The organism is Bacillus sp. YKCMOAS1 (assembly GCF_030268125.1).
GTDB classification, from domain to species: Bacteria; Bacillota; Bacilli; order Bacillales; family Bacillaceae; genus Bacillus; species Bacillus safensis.
Window position 1 is genome coordinate 60,982 of sequence record NZ_BSEI01000005.1, and the last position, 19,889, is coordinate 80,870.

Consider the following 19,889-nt stretch of genomic DNA (forward strand, 5'->3'; position numbering starts at 1 on the left):
ATTCAATGAATTGAATAAAAAAGAGCACAGATGTTGGTTATTTGATGTGCGCTTTTGCTTAAAAAGAGAAGCATGGACAGTCTAATTTCTAATAGAAAAATGTAAAAGACTTGACGAGTGGATGCTCATCAAGTCTTTTTTTATTTTATAGGAGGTGATGAACTGGTCAATCACAGGTGAATTTAAAATGGGAGGGAATCAAAGTGGAAAAATATGAATTAGTAAGTGGTTATCGCCATGATGTCAAATTAAAAGAGAGCCTTAATAAGCTTGCGATCGATACATTTGATTTGGATTTTAGCGGCTGGTACGAAAGAGGCTATTGGGATGAAAAATACATACCTTATTCCTTTGTACATAACGGGAAGGTAATCTCTAACGCTTCTGTCTATCTTATGTCAGTGATCATTGATGGGCAAACGTATCGAGCAGTTCAAATCGGCACTGTTATGACAGATCAAGCCTATCAGCGCAAAGGATTAGCGGCAAAATTAATGCAGCATATCATGGATCAATACAAAAATGAGTGTGATGTCATCTTTCTTTTTGCTAATGAAACTGTGTTAGATTTTTATCCGAGATTTGGTTTTAAAAAGCTGACATTGGAGCAAGACCTCTCATTACTTGAACGTTTCGCAGAAAAGCGGCAAACTCACTCAATGAAGCTGGATGCTCAGCATCACAGCAGCTTATTGATGTTTTATTTTACATTAGTATGGCCGGATGCCATTTTTTATATTGAAGCATTAGATAGCATTGTGCTGATGAATGAAGAAAATGAAACGATGCATGTGTTCGATATCATTTCGCTTCAAACACCAAATGTACAAGAAGTTGTAGAAAGCATTGTGAAGGAAACAACGGAAAAAGTGATCTTTTATTTCACGCCTGATACGACAATTGAAGGTTTACACGCAGTTACGAAGCCAAATGACGAGGATGCACTATTTATTTACACAAAGGAACATTGGGCAAAAGGCCACTTTATGTTTCCCATCACAGCGCACTGCTAATTGTATGTAAAAAGGGAGGGCTAAAATAAACTTCATTCTAGCCCTTTTTCTTTATGTGTACATCGGTTGTGAATAAACTTCAGCAGCAGCAGCCTCTGAAGCGTGGTCAATGTACTGCAGGAGCCCATATAAACATTTTTCAACATCTGCATCGTTCCGGTTAAATTGATACGCATGTAAGAAATGCTCAATACGTTTCGAGAGCAAATCATCTTGCGTACGTACCATAAGAATAAGTAAATTATCCCATTGCGAGCGATGCGTATAATAAAGTGCTTTATCATAATCCGCCACATTCATTAAACCTTCTCCTTTCCCTTGAGAAGTCCTCATTAGTTTGCTCGGAACATATCGACTTTTTCAGGGGAAAAGTTGGTGTCCGCATGAATTGCGTACCGGGAATTATAGGCTGAATAATTGCTTCATGTATGAAAAAGGATCAGCCAGCTAAAGCTAAACAAAACATATATGAAAGTGAGATCAATGATATCATGCAGTCGAAATGGTGGATGCTTATTGCAGCAGGAATCGTTTTGCTTGGCAGTTTGATGATTCATCCTGCATCAAAAGCAGCGGTGCAGCCGTTTGAAAATTGGGAAAGACTCGCGTACACAGCGTTGCAAGATGAATATAAAGGTGCCGCTTTAAACGATTATCATTACATTGGCCGGACAGAAGTAAATGATGAGCAGACAAAAGATGTGTTTCGCGTAACTGTTAAGGAAGGCTCAACTCGCTTTGCCGCACATGCAGAAATTTATTTTCATCCGGTGACCGGTCATTTGATTAGTATTAACGTGTTTCGACTATAAAGAAGCACCTTTTTTTGTAAAAGGTGCTCGAGGTGTTCTAACAAACCCTCAATAACTGCCTTTACTAGCACGCTCAAAAAAAGACAAAGGGCCAAAATTAAGATCATTTTAGCCCTTTGTCCAACAATTTATTTCGAGATGGATTTACTTCATGCTTCCTTGAAGATAAGCGCGAATATCCACACCAAGTGAATCCGCTAATCGCTGGCCGTAATCTTCATCGGCACGATAGAAGTTGCAGATTGCAAGTAATTTTGTTTTGTCATTTACATCTTTCAAATCAGCTGTTAGGTTTTTAATCAATGCTTGTTTCTCTTCTTCAGAGTAGCTTCGATATCTTTCTCCAGCTTGTTTGAAATCGTTCGGTTTTTCAATTTTTTGTCTCACCATACGGTCACCGTGAAGAACTGGCTCACTTTCTTTGTAGTGAGGGTTTTCTTTTGGCTGATCGTCATAACGGTTTGGTTCATAGTTAATATGACCGCTTGGACGAGTCGTTGTCATAAAGCCATCCTGCTGGTTATTGTGTACAGGTGCATAAGGGCAGTTAACCGGAATGCGCATGTAGTTCGCACCAAGACGGTGACGCTGCGTATCAGGATATGAGAACAGACGGCCTTGAAGCAGTTTATCTTCAGATGCCTCAATTCCTGGAACAAATGCACTTGGCGTGAAAGCAGACTGTTCTGTTTCAGCAAAGAAGTTTTCAGGATTGCGGTTGAGTGTCATGCGTCCTACTTTTTGAAGCGGGTAATCTTCCTCGCTCCACGTTTTTGTTGGGTCACATGGATCATAATCAAGTTCATCATAATCACTAAGCGGCATAAGCTGCACATATAAGTCCCATGCTGGGAAGTTGCCTTTTTCAATGCGGTCATATAAATCTCTTGTCGCATGCTGGAAATCGTTCGCTTGAATTTCTGCTGCTTCTTCCATAGATAAGTTGTGAATACCTTCAGAAGGTCTCCAGTGATATTTCACATATTTTGCTTCGCCGTATTTGTTCACCCATCTAAATGTATGCACACCAGAACCGCGCATTTCAGCGTAGCTTGCAGGGATTCCTTCGTCAGAGAAGAGCCATGTGAGCATATGAGTGGATTCAGGTGTTAAGGTCATAAAATCCCAATAACGGTCAGGATCTTGAATATTGGTTACAGGATCTGGCTTGAGAGAGTGAACCATATCAGGAAATTTCAATGCATCACGAATAAAGAAGATCGGCAAGTTGTTACCAACGAGATCATAGTTGCCTTCTTCTGTATAAAATTTGACAGCAAAGCCGCGCGGGTCACGTAAGGTTTCAGGTGAACCTTTTGGATGAATAACGGTGGAGAAGCGGACGAAAACGTCTGTTTGTTTTCCTTCTTCACTTAAGAAGGCCGCTTTTGTATGTTTCTCCATGCTGTTTTCTACTTCAAACACACCGTAAGCGCCGGCGCCTCTAGCATGAACGACACGTTCTGGAATACGTTCACGATCAAAGTGTGCGAGTTTTTCAATCAAATGGTAATCATCAAGAAAGGTAGGTCCGCGGTGACCAGCTGTTCTTGAGTTTTGGTTATCGCCAACAGGAACGCCTTGGTTCGTTGTCAAATTTTTATGATTTGAATTTGTCATTCTTTTCTCCTCCTGTAAACAAAAAAGTGTTTTCTAGCAATCTATATACCCTAATTATATTGAATCAAACATGATAGTCAATATTTATTTATAATAATTTTAAATAAATTATTATTACAAGAAGGTAAAGAAAAAGACGAAAGAATAAAATTCTTTCGCCTTAAAGCAGGAGCTCTCTGAGAGCATCTTTGTTCTGTGTTAAATCTTTTAGTGTGTATCCGTCAAGAACGCTTAAATAAGCAGTGAGTGCTTCATGAAGTACATGCTTTAATGAACAAATCGGGGAGATGATGCAGCCATTTTTCTTTGGATCAAAGCATTCAACCATGACTAAATCATCCTCTGTATAACGGACAACCTCTCCAATGTTAATGCTTTCTGGGCTTTTTCCAAGCCTGATCCCGCCATTTCTTCCGCGAATCGTGTCTACATACCCGCGTTTTCCAAGATGATAAATCACCTTCGTCAGATGATTTTTAGAAATGCCATAAACATCGGCGATCTGCTGAATATTTGACAGTTCATTGTTTTCTCTTGATGCTAAATAAATGAGTACCCTTAATGAGAAATCTGTGTAATTCGTAAGTTTCATTTTGACGACCTCTAAACCTAATAGAGTTTTGTATCATCGTAACACATTTTAGACAAAAACTGTTCGAGAAAGTGTGAAATGTGACAACATTTAAAACATGTATTATAAATATTGCTTTTAGAGACTGTCTTCCATTACGATAAAGATGTATTTAAAATACTTCTTTTGAAAGAAGGAATGAAGATGTTATCTAAAGATCAAATGAATGCAATAAAGCAATCAGCTCCTCTATTAAAAGCCGAGGGAACCAAACTTGTCACTGTTTTTTATGAAAATATGATTCGCCAGCACCCGGAGCTACTCAATCAATTTAATAAAACAAATCTTATGAACGGAAGTCAGCCAGAGGCACTTGCTGCGACACTATATCAGGCTGCACTGCACATTGATCGATTAGAGGAATTACTACCTGCGGTCAAACAAATTGCCCATAAGCATGTCAGTGTCATGGTCAAAAAAGAGCAGTACCCAATTGTCGGGTATCACTTGATTGAAGCGATGAAAGATGTGTTTCGTTTAAGAGAAGAAGATGACACTCTATTAGCGTGGAAAGCTGCATATGACATCATTGCGAATATTTTCATTACCATTGAAGCAGAAATGATGGATGATAATGTGAAGCAGACAGGTGGATGGGCAGATGTGAAGCCGTTTGTGATAAAGAAAAAGAAGCAAGAATCTCCATCGCTTATCTCCTTTTATTTAGTACCAGAAGATGAATCAGAGCTGCCAATGTATAAAGCAGGCCAATACATTACGGTTCAGACAGATATGCCAGGAGAAGCCTATATGTGCAGCAGACAATACAGCTTATCAGACGAGCATCATCCATCTTATTACCGTATTACAGTGAAGCGTGATGGTCATGTGTCCACATTTTTGCATGATGAAATGGAAGAAGGGGACGTTCTTCAAGTGAGTATGCCGCAGGGAATGTTCTGCTTGCAAGATGACATAAAAGAGCCTGTTTATTTCATCAGTGCTGGGTCTGGTGTCACACCAATGATTGGTTTAGTGAAAACTGCAGCACAAAACAGCCAGACATTTACGATGATTCATGCTGATCGATTAGAGGATGTCATCGCTTTTGAAAATGAGTTTGAACGCGTTTTAGCTTCAGCAGCCCATGGGCGCATCATTCTATGTAATGAACAATTTGCGCAGTCTGGAAAGGGTGAGCTTGTTGAGAAAGCGGTTTCCCGCATTGATCGTCCATTTCTTCAATCGGTGATCGGAGAAGGGAAAGGCCAATTTTATCTATGCGGTTCCCCGGTGTTTACACAGGAGATCATTCATATTTTAAAAGAGCTGGGAATTCCAACAGACCATATTCATTTCGAAGCATTTGGCGGGCAATCCACGAAAGAAATGGAAGTCGTCTAAACGGTTGGAGGAACATCATGTTTTTTTACATACGCTCATATAGTAGGGATAAGTCCGATGAGGAGGGATGGTTTCCTTGAGCGTATCTGAACAACGTCTTTTACAAAGAGCGATTGATGAAATTACAGAAATTGCAGAAGGATTTGGTCTAGATTTTTATCCGATGAGGTATGAAATCTGTCCCGCGGAAATTATTTATACGTTCGGTGCATACGGAATGCCAACACGATTCAGCCACTGGAGCTTTGGGAAGCAATTTCATAAAATGAAGCTTCATTATGATTTAGGGTTAAGTAAAATTTATGAGCTGGTGATCAATTCAAATCCTTGCTACGCCTTTCTACTTGATAACAATACGCTTGTTCAAAATAAATTAATTGTGGCTCATGTACTGGCACACTGTGATTTCTTCAAAAATAATTGCCGTTTCCAAAACACAAAACGAGATATGGTCGAAAGCATGTCAGCAGCGGCAGAGCGGATCAAAGAATATGAGCATATCCACGGAACAAAAGAAGTCGAATCCTTTTTAGACGCGGTATTGGCTATCCAAGAGCATATTGATCCGTCTCTTGTTCGATCAAAATTAAGCTGGAGTATGGACGATGAAGAAGAATATGAAGAAGATAAACCAAAACGTCAAACGCCTTATGATGATTTGTGGGGAATGGATGAGCCGAAGACGCGTCAGAAAAAGAAAAACGTCAAACAATTCCCGCCAAAGCCTGAAAAGGATCTTTTACTCTTTATTGAGGCGCATTCCCGGGAGCTGGAGCCATGGCAGCGAGATGTTCTTACTATGCTGAGAGAAGAAATGCTCTATTTTTGGCCGCAGCTGGAAACAAAGATTATGAATGAAGGCTGGGCATCGTATTGGCACCAGCGGATTATGCGGGAGCTTGATTTGGATACAAGTGAATCGATAGAGTTTGCAAAATTAAATGCAGGTGTGGTGCAGCCATCTAAAACAGGCATCAATCCTTACTATTTAGGGCTGAAGATTTTTGAAGATATCGAAGAGCGCTATGACAACCCGTGTGAAGAATTAAAAAAAGCAGGGGTCACAGAAGGATCTGGCCGCAGCAAAATGTTTGAAGTCAGGGAAATTGAATCGGATATTTCCTTTATTCGAAACTACTTAACGAAAGACCTTGTGATGAGAGAAGACTTGTACTTGTTTCAAAAGCAGGGGAGAGATTATAAAGTCATTGATAAAGAATGGAAGGCGGTACGTGATCAGTTAGTCAGCATGAGAGTGAATGGCGGCTTTCCGTATTTGACCGTGATTGATGGCGACTATTTAAAAAATAATGAACTTTATATCAAGCATTGGTATGAAGGCATTGAACTTGATCTGAAATACTTAGAAAAAGTCCTGCCGTATTTATATCAGCTATGGGGAAGAAGTGTGCATATCGAGTCAGTTCTTGAAGGAAAAGAAGTCATGTTTTCTTATGATGGAAAAGGAGTTCATAGGAAATATCTCGCATAAAAAAAGACGAAAAAAGATGTCTCTTAGCAGACATCTTTTTTGCTCGTTTTATTGGTTTTTCAGCAGTTTGAAAATGTGTTTTGCTTGATCGGTGTTTTCCATCAGACCTTTTAGCTGCTCACTTGTTGGACCATATGCATAGAATGGAACTTCATCACCGGTATGACCTGATGTGGTCCAGCCTGTATGTGATCTCGTGTTGATCACTTCTTCAATCGCATCATCAATTTTAACAGCATCCTTTGTTTCAGCGGCCTTTTGAATGGCGGCTGTTTCCTCTTTTGTGAAATCAAGATTGATATATTGTTTCAGCGCTGACTCAATAGGCATGCCGCTGACAATTTTGTTTGCGATAAAGTCAGGCGTCTTTTTCGCTGCTTTGACAGGCTTGTAATCCCAGCTGCCCGAACCGTCTGCTCCGAAGGAAAGTCCGCCAGTTGAATGATCTGCTGTCGTGATGACTAACGTGTTTTTATCCTTTTTCGCAAAACGAATCGCTTCTTCAAATGCTTTCTCAAAATCCTTCATTTCGCTCATCGCACTGACAATATCATGATCGTGTCCAGCCCAGTCAATTTGACTGCCTTCAACCATAAGGAAAAATCCTTTTTTGTTTTTAGACAGCTGTTTGATGGCTGAGGATGTCATATCTTGCAGGGAAGGAGTCGTTTTATCACGATCGATGGCTTTATCTAGACCTCCATCAGCAAAAATGCCTAACACTTTTTCATTTTTGTTTTTTTGTAAGGCGGCTTTATTGGTGACATAATCATAACCGGCTTGTTTGAATTCTTTCGTCAGATCACGATCCTTCCGGACAAAATCGACAAGTCCACCGCCAAGCATGACGTCGACTGTATGCTGTTTTCCGATTTTCTCATCGAAGAAATCATCAGCGATGGCTGCTGTGTTTTTCCTAGACACATCGTGAGCGGCATACGCAGCAGGCGTGGCATTCGTTAATTCAGATGTCACGACAAGACCCGTTGACTTTCCTTTGCGTTTGGCTTCTTCTAAAACGGTTTTTAATTTTTTGCCGTTTTTATTTACACCAATGGCATTGTTGTATGTCTTTTTACCAGTGGCCATGGCTGTACCAGCCGCTGCTGAATCAGTAATGTTACTTTTAGAGTCGTCAGGGTATGTTTTATGCATGCCAGTGAGGTAAGGGTCAAACGCTGTTTGCTTTGAAAGGTCACCGTTGTGTTTAAATGAGCGGTAAGTTGAAAGATAAGGTGTTCCCATGCCATCTCCAATCAGCACGATCACATTTTGCACATCATTTTTCGGCTTCTTTTTAGCCGCAGCTTTGTCAGCTTGTCCAAATTCAATCCCTGAAAAAATGCCAATCGATAGCACAGATGCTGCTGCCACTGCAGCGATTTTCGTTTTTGAGTTTTTCAACACACTCATTCATTTTGCCTCCTCATTGTTTATGTATCGCTCTTACGTTTACAATGGTAGAGCAGAAGTGTGGATTCCTTTTTACAGCATCGTAAAGTTCACTTTAAAATTGTAAAGGTCCACTTTACATAGAATGAACCAAAAAGAGAAATGAATGTATCATTTATCCATGACAAGATGCGATTATTTTGTCATGATTGTGTAATGAAAATGAAATAAAAAGAACCCTAAAAAAAAATAAATTTTGCCGAATTAATAAGCATAATGTCGTAGGAAGTCAAGACTATTTCTTCTGGTATTTGATCCTTATAATAGGGAGTAGATAAAAAATCGGATCAGATAGATACATACAGGAGGAACAAATGAAAAAACAATTGATCACAGCTGCAAGTGCAGTTCTACTTGGGACGACATTATTTGCCGGAGCTGCCTCAGCACAATCAGTAAAAGTTCAAAAAGGTGACTCTCTTTCTGTTCTAGCGAAAAGATACAAAACAAGCGTGAGCAAAATTAAATCAGACAATAAGCTGAAATCTAACGTAATTTATGTTGGACAAACCTTAAAAGTAAATGGCACTTCTTCGAAAAAAGCAGTGAAAACATCAAAAACAACAACAAAAGTAAAAACGGCTTCAGCAACTGCCACTCATAAAGTTGTCAAAGGCGATACATTATCGAAGATTGGCAAAAAATATGGGATGACTGTGAAAGAGCTGAAATCGTTAAATAAACTAAAAACAGACCTCATTAAAATCGGGCAAAAGCTAAAGGTGAAAAAGACGTCTAAAGTAAAGACGAAACCTGTAAAAGAAAAAACAGTCTCTACTTCTTCCTTAAACACGTCTAAGCTCATAGCAGATGCTAAAGCGCAGAACGGTACACCATATAGATGGGGTGGAACGACACCGAAGGGCTTTGATTGCAGCGGATTTATGTGGTATATCATTAACAAACAAAAAAAGATTTCAAGACAAACCACTGAAGGCTTCTGGGGATCGATGAAAAGTGTATCCAAACCAAAAGTTGGAGATTTTGTCTTCTTTACAACGTATAAATCGGGTCCATCTCACATGGGTGTCTACCTTGGGAACAACAAGTTTATTCATGCTGCTTCTGACGGAGTAACGATCAGTGATATGACATCAAGCTATTGGAAGCCCATTTATCTTGGAGCGAAAACATTTGTAAACTAATTCATTTTAAGAGACTGCTATGAAGCAGTCTCTTTTTTCATATATCAATTGTGCCGCGGAACTGGTCTTTTCTCATAGATCACTATCAGTCTAAAGGCTTTAAAATAACATAATTGTGGACCCGCTTTTTAAAAAAGGGTCTAATTTTTGTTGCATAATAAGTATACTAAAAAAATATAATCTGCTATGTTGTATAATAAATAGAGAAAGACAAGCTATCAATTGAATAAGGAATGGAGAAAATCTAACCCACTTATTGACAAACATTTCGTTGATATATAAGAATTTTCACTCTATTTTTAAAAAAAGTGTTTTCATTTTTTAATTTTCATATATAATAATTTTACGCCACCAATTTATTGCGCTAAATTTAATCTAAATATTCAGAAAATATTGTGAATTACATGAATGTGGCGTCTTTAGACTGATACTAAGTTTTGGGAGTGATGGTATGAGCAATTCGTTGTTTAGAAAAAAGAGCATTTCAGAGCTCATTGCGGCAACACAAGGGGAAAAAGCATTAAAAAAGGAATTGGGTTCATTTGATTTAACCATGCTTGGCATTGGAGCCATAATTGGGACAGGGATATTTGTTCTGACAGGGACAGGAGCCGTCACTGCGGGGCCAGGACTTGTTCTATCATTTGTCATCGCAGGTCTTGCTTGTTTGTTTGCAGCACTGTCATATGCGGAATTTGCTTCCACAGTGCCTGTATCAGGGTCTGTGTATACATTTACGTACGCATCAATGGGGGAATTTCTAGCGTTTATCATTGGCTGGGATTTAATATTAGAATATATGCTGGCCGCTAGTGCCGTTTCAGCGGGCTGGTCAGGCTATTTTGTGTCATTTTTAAATGGGATAGGGATTCATATACCAGTTGAATTAACAGCAGCACCAGGTGGTTTAAAGGGGCAAGTGACATATTTTAATCTTCCAGCATTTATTATTTTAATGGTCATCACTTTCCTGCTGTACTTTGGTATTAAAGAATCAAAACGAGTAAATAACATCATGGTTATTATGAAAATTGCTGTGATTCTGCTCTTTATTTTAGTCGCTGTGAAATATGTAAAACCTGAAAACTGGACACCATTCGTTCCATTTGGGACATCAGGGGTCTTAAGTGCAGCAGCCCTAGTATTTTTTGCATTTATCGGGTTTGATGCAGTAGCTTCCGCGGCAGAGGAGACAAAAAATCCATCACGCAACCTGCCTAGAGGGATTATTACTTCCTTATTGATTTGTACGCTGCTTTATGTTGTTGTTAGTGCGATTATGACGGGCATCGTTCCTTTCATGAATTTTGAGGGAGTATCACATCCAGTGTCTCTCGTTTTACAAGTAGCCGGACAAAACTGGGTGGCGGGTATTGTGGATGTCGGAGCAATTCTAGGGATGACAACCGTGATGCTTGTCATGCTGTATGGCCAGACACGCGTGATGTTTGCTATGTCTCGTGATGGTTTGGTGCCGAAGGTTCTATCAAAGGTTCATCCAAAGCATAAAACACCTTACATCAATACACTGTTCTTCGGTACATTGTCAGCATTAATGGGTGGATTTATTCCACTTGATGAGCTGGCAAGCCTAGTGAACATCGGGACACTTTCAGCATTCATTTTGATTTCAGTGGCGGTCATTGTGATGAGAAAAACGCAGCCGGACTTACCGAGAGCATTCAGATGCCCAGCAGTTCCGCTTATTCCGATCTTGGCTATTCTATCTTGCGGATTGCTCATTTATAAGCTTGGTGCAATCACCTTTGTTCGTTTCTTAATCTGGCTTGCGATTGGGCTGGTTGTGTATTTCTTATATTCAAGAAAGCACTCAGAATTGAATAAAAAATAACTTAAAAAAGCCCGTGCTACTTGGTGCAGTCAAGTAACACGGGCTTTTGCTTTTGAGTACTGATTAAAAACCTAACTGAAGATCGACATCGATTGATACGATGGCATAGACACAAACAATGACAAAGATATTCAGTACGACACCGAGGAAACCTGGACCCGTACGGCCTTTTTTAATGAACAGTTCAATAATGCCAAATGGAACTGCGGCCATTGCAAAAGGTAGCATTTGAAAAGAATAAAATGTCACGTTGCTGATAATGGCGAGGTTTAGCATGAGCAGGGATAATATTGCTGTGCCGACAGAAATCCAGCCAAATACATTATGCTCTTTAAAGATTCTTACCAATTCCATAATTCCACCTCGCTCACTTTTGCCGTTTTGATGCGTTTTGTCTTCACAAATTTCTCAATTTCTTTAGAAGGTCCAGTGACCACAGAGCCATAAACCGTGACGCCATTTCGATCGATATAGCGTATACGATTAGACAGATCAAGATCAGGTCTGCCAGAGATCGTTGTTGCCCAGGTCGGGTGCTGATTGACATAAGCAAGGGCATCTTTGAATTGATCTACCTCAGTTTTGGATGTGTGCTGAAGCTCTTTTAAAAATTCAGAGTCTTTCCCAGGAAAGCCGATTGGCCGCTGATTTCCACTTAATGAATCCTCTGTTTTAATCGCATTCCACAGCACTTTCATATCGTATTTTTTAGCAAAGGAATAAACATCCTTTGGTGTGTAAGCTTTGTCATAGGATACATACACTTCACTTACTGTTCCTTCAGGAAGCTTGTCTAACGTAGTGAGTGTTTGTTTTTTTGAGGCATCTGCCTGCGCCGAAGGATGAGTAAAGAAACCTTCTGTTTCGCGTGCACTGTCACCATAATAAGAGATGGTAGGCTGCTTTAATTTATCGAAAAACATCTCGATTTGTTCACTGCCAATGGCTTCTGTTTTATTGCCAATTTGTTTTTGCAGCTTCAATTCGGTGTTCATCCCAAAAAGTTTGACCTGACCTTTTAAATCCTTCATATCTATAGCCACGTTTGGTTTGGTCAAAGCGACGGTGACAGCGGCTGTTTCCATGAAGTGATTGCCTTTGCTCTCGGCTCCGCCAACGCCGTAGTATAGATAACTTCCTAATGTACAAAGTGGTAAAATAATGAGTGTCGATATGACAGCAAGTACGGAAATACGTAAATATGACTTTCTTTTTCCGTATTGTAAAATGGCTTTTTGCTTCTCAGGACTGATGGAAAAATCTGTCCAATCCGAGTCGTTCAGTTCCTGACTTAAGCGCTTTTCATTTTCTTCAAGCTCTTCTTCAAACGCCATCATTTCTTCCTCATTCATCTCACCATTATTATATTGTTCCCATCGCTTGTTAAACTCTTCATTCATCATTAACACCTCTGTTGTAAAGTGCTTTTAGGCGCTGCCTTGCACGAAATAAAACACTTTTAAAATTTGCTTCAGTAATATTCATGACCTTGGATGCTTCCTTGTAATTTAGTTCTTTTAAATAATACAATGTCAACGCTTCCTTGTAGTTATCTGGAAGCTGCTCCAAATACATGGTGAGGACTTCCTTTATTTCAACCTGTTCAGCAGGGCTTTGTACAGACGTTTGTAAAAGGCCGCCAATGAGGTCATCCGATATGGTCACTTCTTTTTTATGTTTCCTGACATAATCAATAAAAGCATTTCGTGCCACCTGAAATAACCAAGGTTTCACTTTGCTATGGTCGTAGGAATGGATATGTATATACGCACGCATAAAGGTTTCCTGCAATAAGTCTTCTGCCAAATGTTTGTCTTTTGTCATGGAGAGCAGAAACCTGTAAACATCGTTCATATACATTTGATAAATTTCATCGATCGTCACTGATTTTTCTCCCCTCTATGTTATACACGCATAAGAAAGGCATAAAGTTGCACGAAACTTCTCATTACCGTACATTACTCATTTCTTTCGCCGAATCAAAATCATTTCTCCTTATCATAGCGAAATTTGCATCATTTATAAAGTATTTTCAATAGAACAAATCAGGAAAAAACATCGAAAAACGACAAAAATGGACACAATTCCTATTCTATTCTCCCCTAAAACCATGTGCTTGAATACAGTCAGAACGTTCATTTTAAACGAAAAAGACAGGGAGGATTAGGCTGCTCATAAATTTTTAGTACCAGGTAATAAAAAATTTGTTATAATAGAGACAAATCCTTCATTCTTCAAACAAAGGAAGTGCACTATGTATAAATTTTCAGGCTATACCGTCAAATTAATATTTGGTCTCCGAGGTGGAATCAAAGTATATCAAAAAGAGAATCTGCCAACTGATCGGGGTTTTGTCATTGCTTGTACACATGAGGGTTTTGTGGATGTTCTTGCATTAGGCGCAGGAATTCTTCCGTTTGAGATCCATTACATGGCGAAAAAAGAATTGTTTGCGAATAAATGGATTGGTGGATTTTTAAAAAAGATTCATGCCTTTCCAGTTGATCGAGAGAACCCTGGGCCAAGCAGTATTAAAACGCCCATTAAATTATTAAAAGAGGGAAAGATCGTTGGGATTTTTCCAAGCGGAACACGTACAACAGAGGATGTTCCTTTAAAAAGAGGGGCAGTGACCATTGCGCAGCTCGGTAAAGCGCCAATTGTTCCAGCCGCATACAAAGGGCCTTCAAATGCGAAAAGTCTTTTCAAAAAAGGGAAAATGCGCTTAATTATCGGTGAACCGATTGAACTGTCTGAATTTGACCATCTCCCGCCAAAAGAAAGATTAGGTGCCATGACGGAAGTATTAAACACAAGAATCAAAGAGCTAGAAGCTCAATTAATGGAAAAGGCATAAGAAAAACGACCGCTTGCTTAGGCAAGGGTCGTTTTTTTATTAAGAAGCGCCTTCTTCAGCTGCTTCTAATAATTGTTCATTTAACTTTTTTACTTCGATGTAAGCCACATGGTGTCCATCGACTTCATTAATAATAAATTCATAGCCTTGTTCACGAATGGCGTCATTTTTCTCTACTTCATATTTCTGAGTAAGGAACCAGCCGCCGATTGTGTCGACCTCTTCATTATCAAGCTGTATACCTAATAGCAGGTTGACTTGATCAACAAGGACCTTGCCATCAAAGATGTAATGGTCTTCTCCAAGTTTACGCACTTCGTTGATTTCATCAATGTCGAACTCATCACGAATTTCACCAACGATTTCTTCAAGGATGTCTTCAACGGTCACAAGACCTGCTGTACCGCCATATTCATCTGATAAAATGGCCATGTGTACACGTTCACGCTGCATTTTGAGTAGTAAATCATGAACAGGAACCGTTTCAATCACATGAATAATCGGATTTACAAACTTTTCGATCGTATCGCTTGTAGAACACTCACCGCTAATGCAGGCAGTGAGGACCTCTTTAATGTTTAGAACACCGATCATGTTGTCTTTATCGCCATCTTCAATTGGATAACGTGTATATTTCTCTACCTTAGTCACCTTCAGCATTTCCTCAATGGTAATATCATGAGGGAAGCTGACAACTTCAGTACGAGGAATCATAATTTCTTTCGCCAAACGGTCATCAAATTCAAAAATTTTGTTCACATATTTGAATTCAGACTGGTTAATCTCGCCGCTCTTATAGCTCTCTGATAAAATAATCCGCAATTCTTCTTCAGAGTGCGCCATATCATGCTCAGATACTTGCTGAAGACCAAACGCTTTTGTTAACAAACGAGCAGAACCATTTAATACCCAAATGAACGGGAACATCACTTTGTAAAAGATCATCAGTGGTCTAGCAAATAGAAGGGATACTTGCTCCGCCTTTTGAATGGCGAGTGTTTTTGGTGCAAGCTCTCCAACGACAACGTGTAAAAACGTCATGATACTAAACGCAATAATAAAAGTGACAATAGAACTAGCTGATTGAGGAATCGACAGCTCTACAAATAGTGGAGCAAGCATATGTGCAATTGTTTCTTCCCCTAACCAACCAATACCAAGGGCGGTAATGGTAATACCAAGCTGACAGGCTGATAAGTACTCATCAAGGTGAGTCGTTACATGCTTGACAGCAACTGCTGTTTTATTACCTTCTGCGATTAACTGATCAATTCTTGAGCTTCTTAAGCGAATGATCGCAAACTCTGATGCAACGAAAAACGCGGTTAAAGCTATAAGTAAAGCAACTATGAGTAAATTAACTATGTCCAATTAAGGCCTTCGTTCTGACTTTGAGAACGAAGGTAACACCTCCTGTTTAGTAAAAATTTTAACTTAACAGCAGTAAAAATGATTGGACAGCCGTCATTTTTTCAGGAGTAAGCTGCTCTTTTAGTTTTTCACGTTGTTCTGGCTGAAGCTGCTTACAACGTGCCAAAATGCGGTCCATATGCTCATTCATCCGATCGATATCAGAGGTTAAATGGACAAGTTCATCATGATCTTCCTTTTGAGAAGGAAATTGTTCATCTAATCTGGATTTGATGTCAGAAAGAGCCAATCTCTGCTGTTTGCAAAGAACGATTAATTGTAATCGTTTTAAAGCATATTCATCGTAATAACGATAATTTGAGCAAGATCTAACAGGCGCAAGCAAACCTAGATTTGTATAATAATCTACAGTTCGTTTCGTTACCTGTGCAATCTGTGCTAGTTCACCAATACGATACTTTTTCTCAGCCCCATCTGAACATCTCCTCCTAACCGTCACGTTATAGTTTATGAAAATAGTTTAATATAATTCTAGTCTGAAACACAAGTTAATTGTTCATATTTCCTGCCAATAAGAAGAAACAGAGGAGGATTTCCCTCAATTTAGTCAGTCATGTCAAAAACAGCATGATGATACAGGAATTTTCAGATTATTTATGGTAAGATAAAATGAATACCGTTTCATATATATGTAGAGAGGCGGAATTTTACGTGAACCGGAGGTGGTTAAGTGGGGCCCTCAAAGTCGTCTTATTTAATCAGTTAACCGTTTTGCAAAACATAACATCATCAATCAGGAGGTGACTCCTTGTTCTTCTAAGAAAGAGCAAGGTTAAATGGACGATATTGTTAATCTGAGTATAGTCGGTGTTTTGATTGCTTTAACAGCTTTCTTTGTTGCATCTGAATTTGCCATAGTCAAGGTGAGAAGTTCAAGAATTAATCAGCTTGTTGCCGAAGGGTCCAAAAAGGCCATCATGGCGAAAAAGGTGACATCAAGGCTAGATGAATATTTGTCAGCCTGTCAGCTCGGTATTACAGTGACATCCCTTGGTTTAGGATGGATTGGTAAGCCGGCTGTGAAAGAACTTTTGGTTCGAGGTTTTGGTTTGACAAACATTCCTGATTCAGCAATCAGCCTGATCTCAGCAACACTTGCGTTCTCTATTATTACCTTTTTACATGTAGTTGTAGGTGAGCTTGCACCAAAAACGCTTGCCATTCAAAAGGCGGAAAAAATGACGCTATGGCTGTCAGGCCCGCTGCATGCATTTTATATCCTTATGTTCCCTTTCATTTATGTGTTAAACGGGTCAGCCCGTTTGCTAACTAAAATGATGGGCATCGATATGGGGTCTGAAAAAGAACATTCCCATTCTGAAGAGGAATTGAAAATTTTATTATCTGAGAGCTTAAAAAATGGGGAAATCAACCCATCAGAATATAATTATATGAACAAAATTTTCGATTTCGATAATCGAATTGCCAGAGAGATCATGATACCGCGGAGAGAAATTTGTGCGATTCCAGAAGATATGCCGTTAGATGATATCCTCGCCATCATGACGCAGGAAAAGTATACACGTTTCCCTGTGTTTTCAGGAGATAAAGACCATGTTATCGGCATGCTGAACAAAAAGCAGCTCTTTGCAGATCTTGTGTATCAAGGAGAAAAAAATCAACTGAAAATTCAAGATTATATATATCCAGTGATTGAGGTCATCGACACGATTCCTATTCAAGAGCTTCTCGTCAAGATGCAGCGTGATCGAATGCATATGGCGATCTTAACTGACGAATATGGCGGAACGTCTGGGCTTGTCACAACGGAAGATATTTTAGAAGAGATTGTCGGAGATATTCGAGATGAATTCGATGAAGATGAGCAGCCAGTTATTCAAAAAAGAGCCGATCATCATTATGTTTTAGATGGCAAAGTGAGATTGGATGAAGTTCAAGATTTGATTGAGATTTCATATCATGATGAGGAAATTGATACAATCGGCGGGCTCATCTTAAAAGAGAATATTGATATTAGAGAAGGACAATCCATCTATCTTGATGATATTCGAATGAAAGTGCTGGAAATGGATGGACGTTACGTTAAAAAGATTGATTTAAAAAAAGGCGTCACATCGGCAGAAAAAGGCAGTGCACGCACTGGGCTTGATATAAAGGAGCCACTGCTAGTAAACGAAATGACCTTGAGCGAAAAATAAGCTCAAGGTTTTTTTAGGTATTTAGTCTCTTTTAAACGAATATACGTTCGGTATATAATAAGAACAAACGTTCGATAAAGGGGGATGGACATGCTTTGGTATGAAACAGCAAGTATCACGGAGAAAAAAACATCAATGAAACGAATTGAGTTTCATTTAAAGAATTTCAAAAATTATCAAGCAGCGATCTTAAATATCGAAAGGCAGCTTGAAAAAAGAAGCCCGCATCATCTCGACCACATGACACGGAAAAAGTTAGAAGAGCAAAAAAGTCAGTATGAACTCATCGTTGCTTGTATTGAAACGGCATTAAAAGAGTTGGATGAAATAGAGCAGCAGCTCATCGATTACAAATATTTTCGAGATTGGCGGATGGCAAAATGTGCAATGGAAATCGGCTATAGTGAAAAAACACTCTTTTTGATGAAGCGCCAGCTCATGAATCAGCTGCTCATCAGCTTAGCCGCCATCACCAATATTTAAAAAAGATGCTGTCCTATTTGATAAAACGCAGCAAACAGACATAAAGACCCGATGATGGTAACCAATAAGTAGACAGCAAGCTGTCCAATTTGCCGCTCATGCAGCATGGACGCAGCCTCTACACTAAATGTAGAGAATGTTGTAAAACCACCGAAAAACCCAGTCCCAATGATCATAAGCAGCGGATTATTGTCAGTCACTGCACCTGTCAGTAAACCTAAACCGGCTGCACCGAGTAAGTTGATAAGAATAATACTATACGGAAAACGAGTATGAAACTTGGTTTTCTGAATCGATTGACTGAGGAAAAAACGAAGGGCACTGCCCATCCCGCCAGCAACAGCTGTATAAAATACAATCATTTATCTGCTTCCTTTCGGCTGCTCATTTTGTTGAAAGAAGTGCTGAGCGGTGATCAGTCCACATAAGGCAGCGCCCACTCCAGCAATCACTGAGAGTAGAATGTATATGACACTTGATGTGAACAGTCCATTCTGTAATAAGAGAACTGTTTCTTTAGAAAAAGTGGACATTGTCGTAAAACCACCACAAAATCCTGTTCCGATTAAAGCAGCAAGATACTTTTTTCCCTTCCGAAACATAAAATACCCTGTTGAAAAGCCAAGAAGCAGACTGCCTGTAATGTTTTCAATCAGTGTTGCATAGGGGAATGTGTGGCTGACAACGGACTGGCTAAGTTCATATCTGCAAAGGGTACCAACCAGTCCACCGATAAATACGGCGAGATATGCTTTCATTTACATCATTTCTCCTTTAGAAAAAATGGCGGGTGATCCGTCACCACTCCATCAATGGGATATGTTTTGATCCTGTCGGCTGTTTTTTGGTCTTTCACTGTCCATATAAAGACATCCATTCCAAATGAGTGGATGCGATCAATCCACCATCTGTTGATCATCGTTTTCTTCATATTAAGGCAATCGGCAAAGGAGCTGTACTCCGCTAATTTCCTTTTCGTCAGTTTGAAAGCCGAGGGTTTTATAATAAAAGCTGTTCGAAGAGAAGGGGCGTAAGCTTTGACTCTTTGAAGGGCATTGGCATCAAAAGATTGAACCATGATGTGACGGGAATAGGCAAACCGGTTGATGATGTCGACAACTGCCTTTTCAATCCCAATCTGTCGTTTTGGATGCTTGATCTCAATCAGTATCCCGACACGCTGACTGTATCTTTGAAGGATTTCCTGTAAGGTGGGAATTCGTTCGTTGGCGTACTGAGAATCAAACCAGCTTCCTGCATCAAGTTTCTTCAGCCGATCAAGTGTATAACTTTTCACTAATCCGCTTCCGTTACTCGTTCGATCAACGGTATCATCATGGATAACGGCTACGTGCTGATCCATTGTCAGCTGGACGTCTAACTCAATATAATCCGCACCCTGCTGAACAGCTAAATCAAATGCGGCGATTGTATTTTCTGGGGCAGCGCTTGATGACCCTCTATGCGCGATAATATACACATGCTCCAGCTCCTGACATAAGTTCTGGTCTTATCATATCAAATTTTTGCTGTTTTTCCTTCTTTACTATATGGAACGAGGGAGAGCTGTATGTAATGGAACATGGCTTGTGGTGAGA

21 protein-coding genes are annotated in these 19,889 nt (G+C 39.6%); 9 read left to right on the plus strand and 12 right to left on the minus strand.

The window, feature by feature from the left end:
* Window positions 1-203: 203 nt before the first annotated feature.
* Window positions 204-1,013 carry a GNAT family N-acetyltransferase gene (locus QSJ46_RS15235; protein WP_285604951.1) on the plus strand — a complete coding sequence of 270 codons (810 nt, stop codon included), beginning with the start codon at window positions 204-206 and terminating at the stop codon, window positions 1,011-1,013.
* 51 nt (window positions 1,014-1,064) lie between these two features.
* Here the strand turns inward: QSJ46_RS15235 and QSJ46_RS15240 are convergent, their stop codons facing one another.
* A complete protein-coding gene (locus QSJ46_RS15240) occupies window positions 1,065-1,313 on the minus strand; it encodes a YhdB family protein (protein WP_024425297.1) in 249 nt (82 codons plus the stop codon).
* A gap of 191 nt (window positions 1,314-1,504) precedes the next feature.
* Here QSJ46_RS15240 and QSJ46_RS15245 point away from each other — a divergent pair, with 191 nt between their 5' ends.
* Window positions 1,505-1,825, plus strand: a complete 321-nt coding sequence (locus tag QSJ46_RS15245) for a YqzG/YhdC family protein (RefSeq protein WP_390273615.1) — start codon at window positions 1,505-1,507, stop codon at window positions 1,823-1,825.
* 144 nt (window positions 1,826-1,969) lie between these two features.
* Here the strand turns inward: QSJ46_RS15245 and QSJ46_RS15250 are convergent, their stop codons facing one another.
* A complete protein-coding gene (locus tag QSJ46_RS15250) occupies window positions 1,970-3,445 on the minus strand; it encodes a catalase (protein WP_039177466.1) in 1,476 nt (491 codons plus the stop codon).
* A 160-nt stretch (window positions 3,446-3,605) separates the two neighbouring features.
* Window positions 3,606-4,037, minus strand: a complete 432-nt coding sequence (locus QSJ46_RS15255; RefSeq protein ID WP_047202875.1) for an Rrf2 family transcriptional regulator — start codon at window positions 4,035-4,037, stop codon at window positions 3,606-3,608.
* Between the two features lie 183 nt (window positions 4,038-4,220).
* Here QSJ46_RS15255 and QSJ46_RS15260 point away from each other — a divergent pair, with 183 nt between their 5' ends.
* A complete protein-coding gene (locus QSJ46_RS15260; protein ID WP_285604952.1) occupies window positions 4,221-5,420 on the plus strand; it encodes a globin domain-containing protein in 1,200 nt (399 codons plus the stop codon).
* Window positions 5,421-5,487: 67 nt separating this feature from the next.
* On the plus strand, window positions 5,488-6,912 hold the full coding sequence (locus tag QSJ46_RS15265) for a SpoVR family protein (protein WP_483298740.1): 1,425 nt from the start codon (window positions 5,488-5,490) through the stop codon (window positions 6,910-6,912).
* A gap of 48 nt (window positions 6,913-6,960) precedes the next feature.
* Here the strand turns inward: QSJ46_RS15265 and QSJ46_RS15270 are convergent, their stop codons facing one another.
* Window positions 6,961-8,325, minus strand: coding sequence for an alkaline phosphatase (locus tag QSJ46_RS15270; protein ID WP_285604954.1), 1,365 nt, complete (start codon window positions 8,323-8,325; stop codon window positions 6,961-6,963).
* A gap of 353 nt (window positions 8,326-8,678) precedes the next feature.
* Between QSJ46_RS15270 and QSJ46_RS15275 the strand changes: the two genes are divergently transcribed.
* Window positions 8,679-9,509: a C40 family peptidase gene (locus tag QSJ46_RS15275; protein ID WP_025093318.1), complete on the plus strand. Its 831-nt coding sequence runs from the start codon at window positions 8,679-8,681 to the stop codon at window positions 9,507-9,509.
* 451 nt (window positions 9,510-9,960) lie between these two features.
* Complete coding sequence (bcaP, locus tag QSJ46_RS15280) at window positions 9,961-11,361, plus strand: branched-chain amino acid transporter BcaP (protein WP_024425289.1); 1,401 nt, start codon at window positions 9,961-9,963, stop codon at window positions 11,359-11,361.
* A gap of 63 nt (window positions 11,362-11,424) precedes the next feature.
* Here the strand turns inward: bcaP and QSJ46_RS15285 are convergent, their stop codons facing one another.
* From QSJ46_RS15285 to QSJ46_RS15295, 3 genes are read right to left on the minus strand one after another with little or no spacing between them, the layout of a single operon-like run.
* The gene (locus QSJ46_RS15285; protein ID WP_024425288.1) at window positions 11,425-11,715 is read right to left on the minus strand and encodes a hypothetical protein; all 291 of its coding nucleotides are present in this window, start codon (window positions 11,713-11,715) and stop codon (window positions 11,425-11,427) included.
* Complete coding sequence (locus QSJ46_RS15290; protein WP_039177486.1) at window positions 11,703-12,761, minus strand: anti-sigma factor; 1,059 nt, start codon at window positions 12,759-12,761, stop codon at window positions 11,703-11,705. The genes QSJ46_RS15285 and QSJ46_RS15290 overlap by 13 nt, the downstream gene beginning before the upstream one ends.
* Window positions 12,754-13,245, minus strand: coding sequence for a sigma-70 family RNA polymerase sigma factor (locus tag QSJ46_RS15295; RefSeq protein ID WP_024425287.1), 492 nt, complete (start codon window positions 13,243-13,245; stop codon window positions 12,754-12,756). The genes QSJ46_RS15290 and QSJ46_RS15295 overlap by 8 nt, the downstream gene beginning before the upstream one ends.
* A gap of 370 nt (window positions 13,246-13,615) precedes the next feature.
* On the opposite strand from QSJ46_RS15295, the gene QSJ46_RS15300 reads away from it, so the two are divergent.
* Complete coding sequence (locus QSJ46_RS15300; protein WP_285604955.1) at window positions 13,616-14,218, plus strand: lysophospholipid acyltransferase family protein; 603 nt, start codon at window positions 13,616-13,618, stop codon at window positions 14,216-14,218.
* Between the two features lie 39 nt (window positions 14,219-14,257).
* Here the strand turns inward: QSJ46_RS15300 and QSJ46_RS15305 are convergent, their stop codons facing one another.
* Window positions 14,258-15,589 (minus strand): hemolysin family protein, encoded by a 1,332-nt coding sequence (locus tag QSJ46_RS15305; protein ID WP_048238362.1) that lies wholly within the window; start codon window positions 15,587-15,589, stop codon window positions 14,258-14,260.
* A 58-nt stretch (window positions 15,590-15,647) separates the two neighbouring features.
* Window positions 15,648-16,088, minus strand: a complete 441-nt coding sequence (locus tag QSJ46_RS15310) for a MerR family transcriptional regulator (RefSeq protein ID WP_034667702.1) — start codon at window positions 16,086-16,088, stop codon at window positions 15,648-15,650.
* A 337-nt stretch (window positions 16,089-16,425) separates the two neighbouring features.
* On the opposite strand from QSJ46_RS15310, the gene QSJ46_RS15315 reads away from it, so the two are divergent.
* Both QSJ46_RS15315 and QSJ46_RS15320 read left to right on the plus strand, forming a co-directional pair.
* Window positions 16,426-17,808: a hemolysin family protein gene (locus QSJ46_RS15315; RefSeq protein ID WP_285604956.1), complete on the plus strand. Its 1,383-nt coding sequence runs from the start codon at window positions 16,426-16,428 to the stop codon at window positions 17,806-17,808.
* Between the two features lie 90 nt (window positions 17,809-17,898).
* Entirely contained in the window at window positions 17,899-18,291 is a 393-nt protein-coding gene (locus QSJ46_RS15320; protein WP_107163810.1) for a transcriptional regulator, read from the plus strand.
* Here QSJ46_RS15320 and crcB (QSJ46_RS15325) read toward each other — a convergent pair.
* Genes crcB (QSJ46_RS15325) through QSJ46_RS15335 form a run of 3 tightly spaced genes read right to left on the minus strand, consistent with a single transcriptional unit; the run spans window position 18,288 to window position 19,771 of the window.
* Complete coding sequence (crcB, locus tag QSJ46_RS15325) at window positions 18,288-18,653, minus strand: fluoride efflux transporter CrcB (RefSeq protein WP_047202882.1); 366 nt, start codon at window positions 18,651-18,653, stop codon at window positions 18,288-18,290. The two genes, QSJ46_RS15320 and crcB (QSJ46_RS15325), sit on opposite strands and share 4 nt — an antisense overlap.
* Window positions 18,654-19,049: a fluoride efflux transporter CrcB gene (gene crcB / locus QSJ46_RS15330; protein WP_224927881.1), complete on the minus strand. Its 396-nt coding sequence runs from the start codon at window positions 19,047-19,049 to the stop codon at window positions 18,654-18,656.
* 5 nt (window positions 19,050-19,054) lie between these two features.
* Window positions 19,055-19,771, minus strand: coding sequence for a glycerophosphodiester phosphodiesterase (locus QSJ46_RS15335; RefSeq protein ID WP_224927883.1), 717 nt, complete (start codon window positions 19,769-19,771; stop codon window positions 19,055-19,057).
* Window positions 19,772-19,889 lie beyond the last annotated feature (118 nt).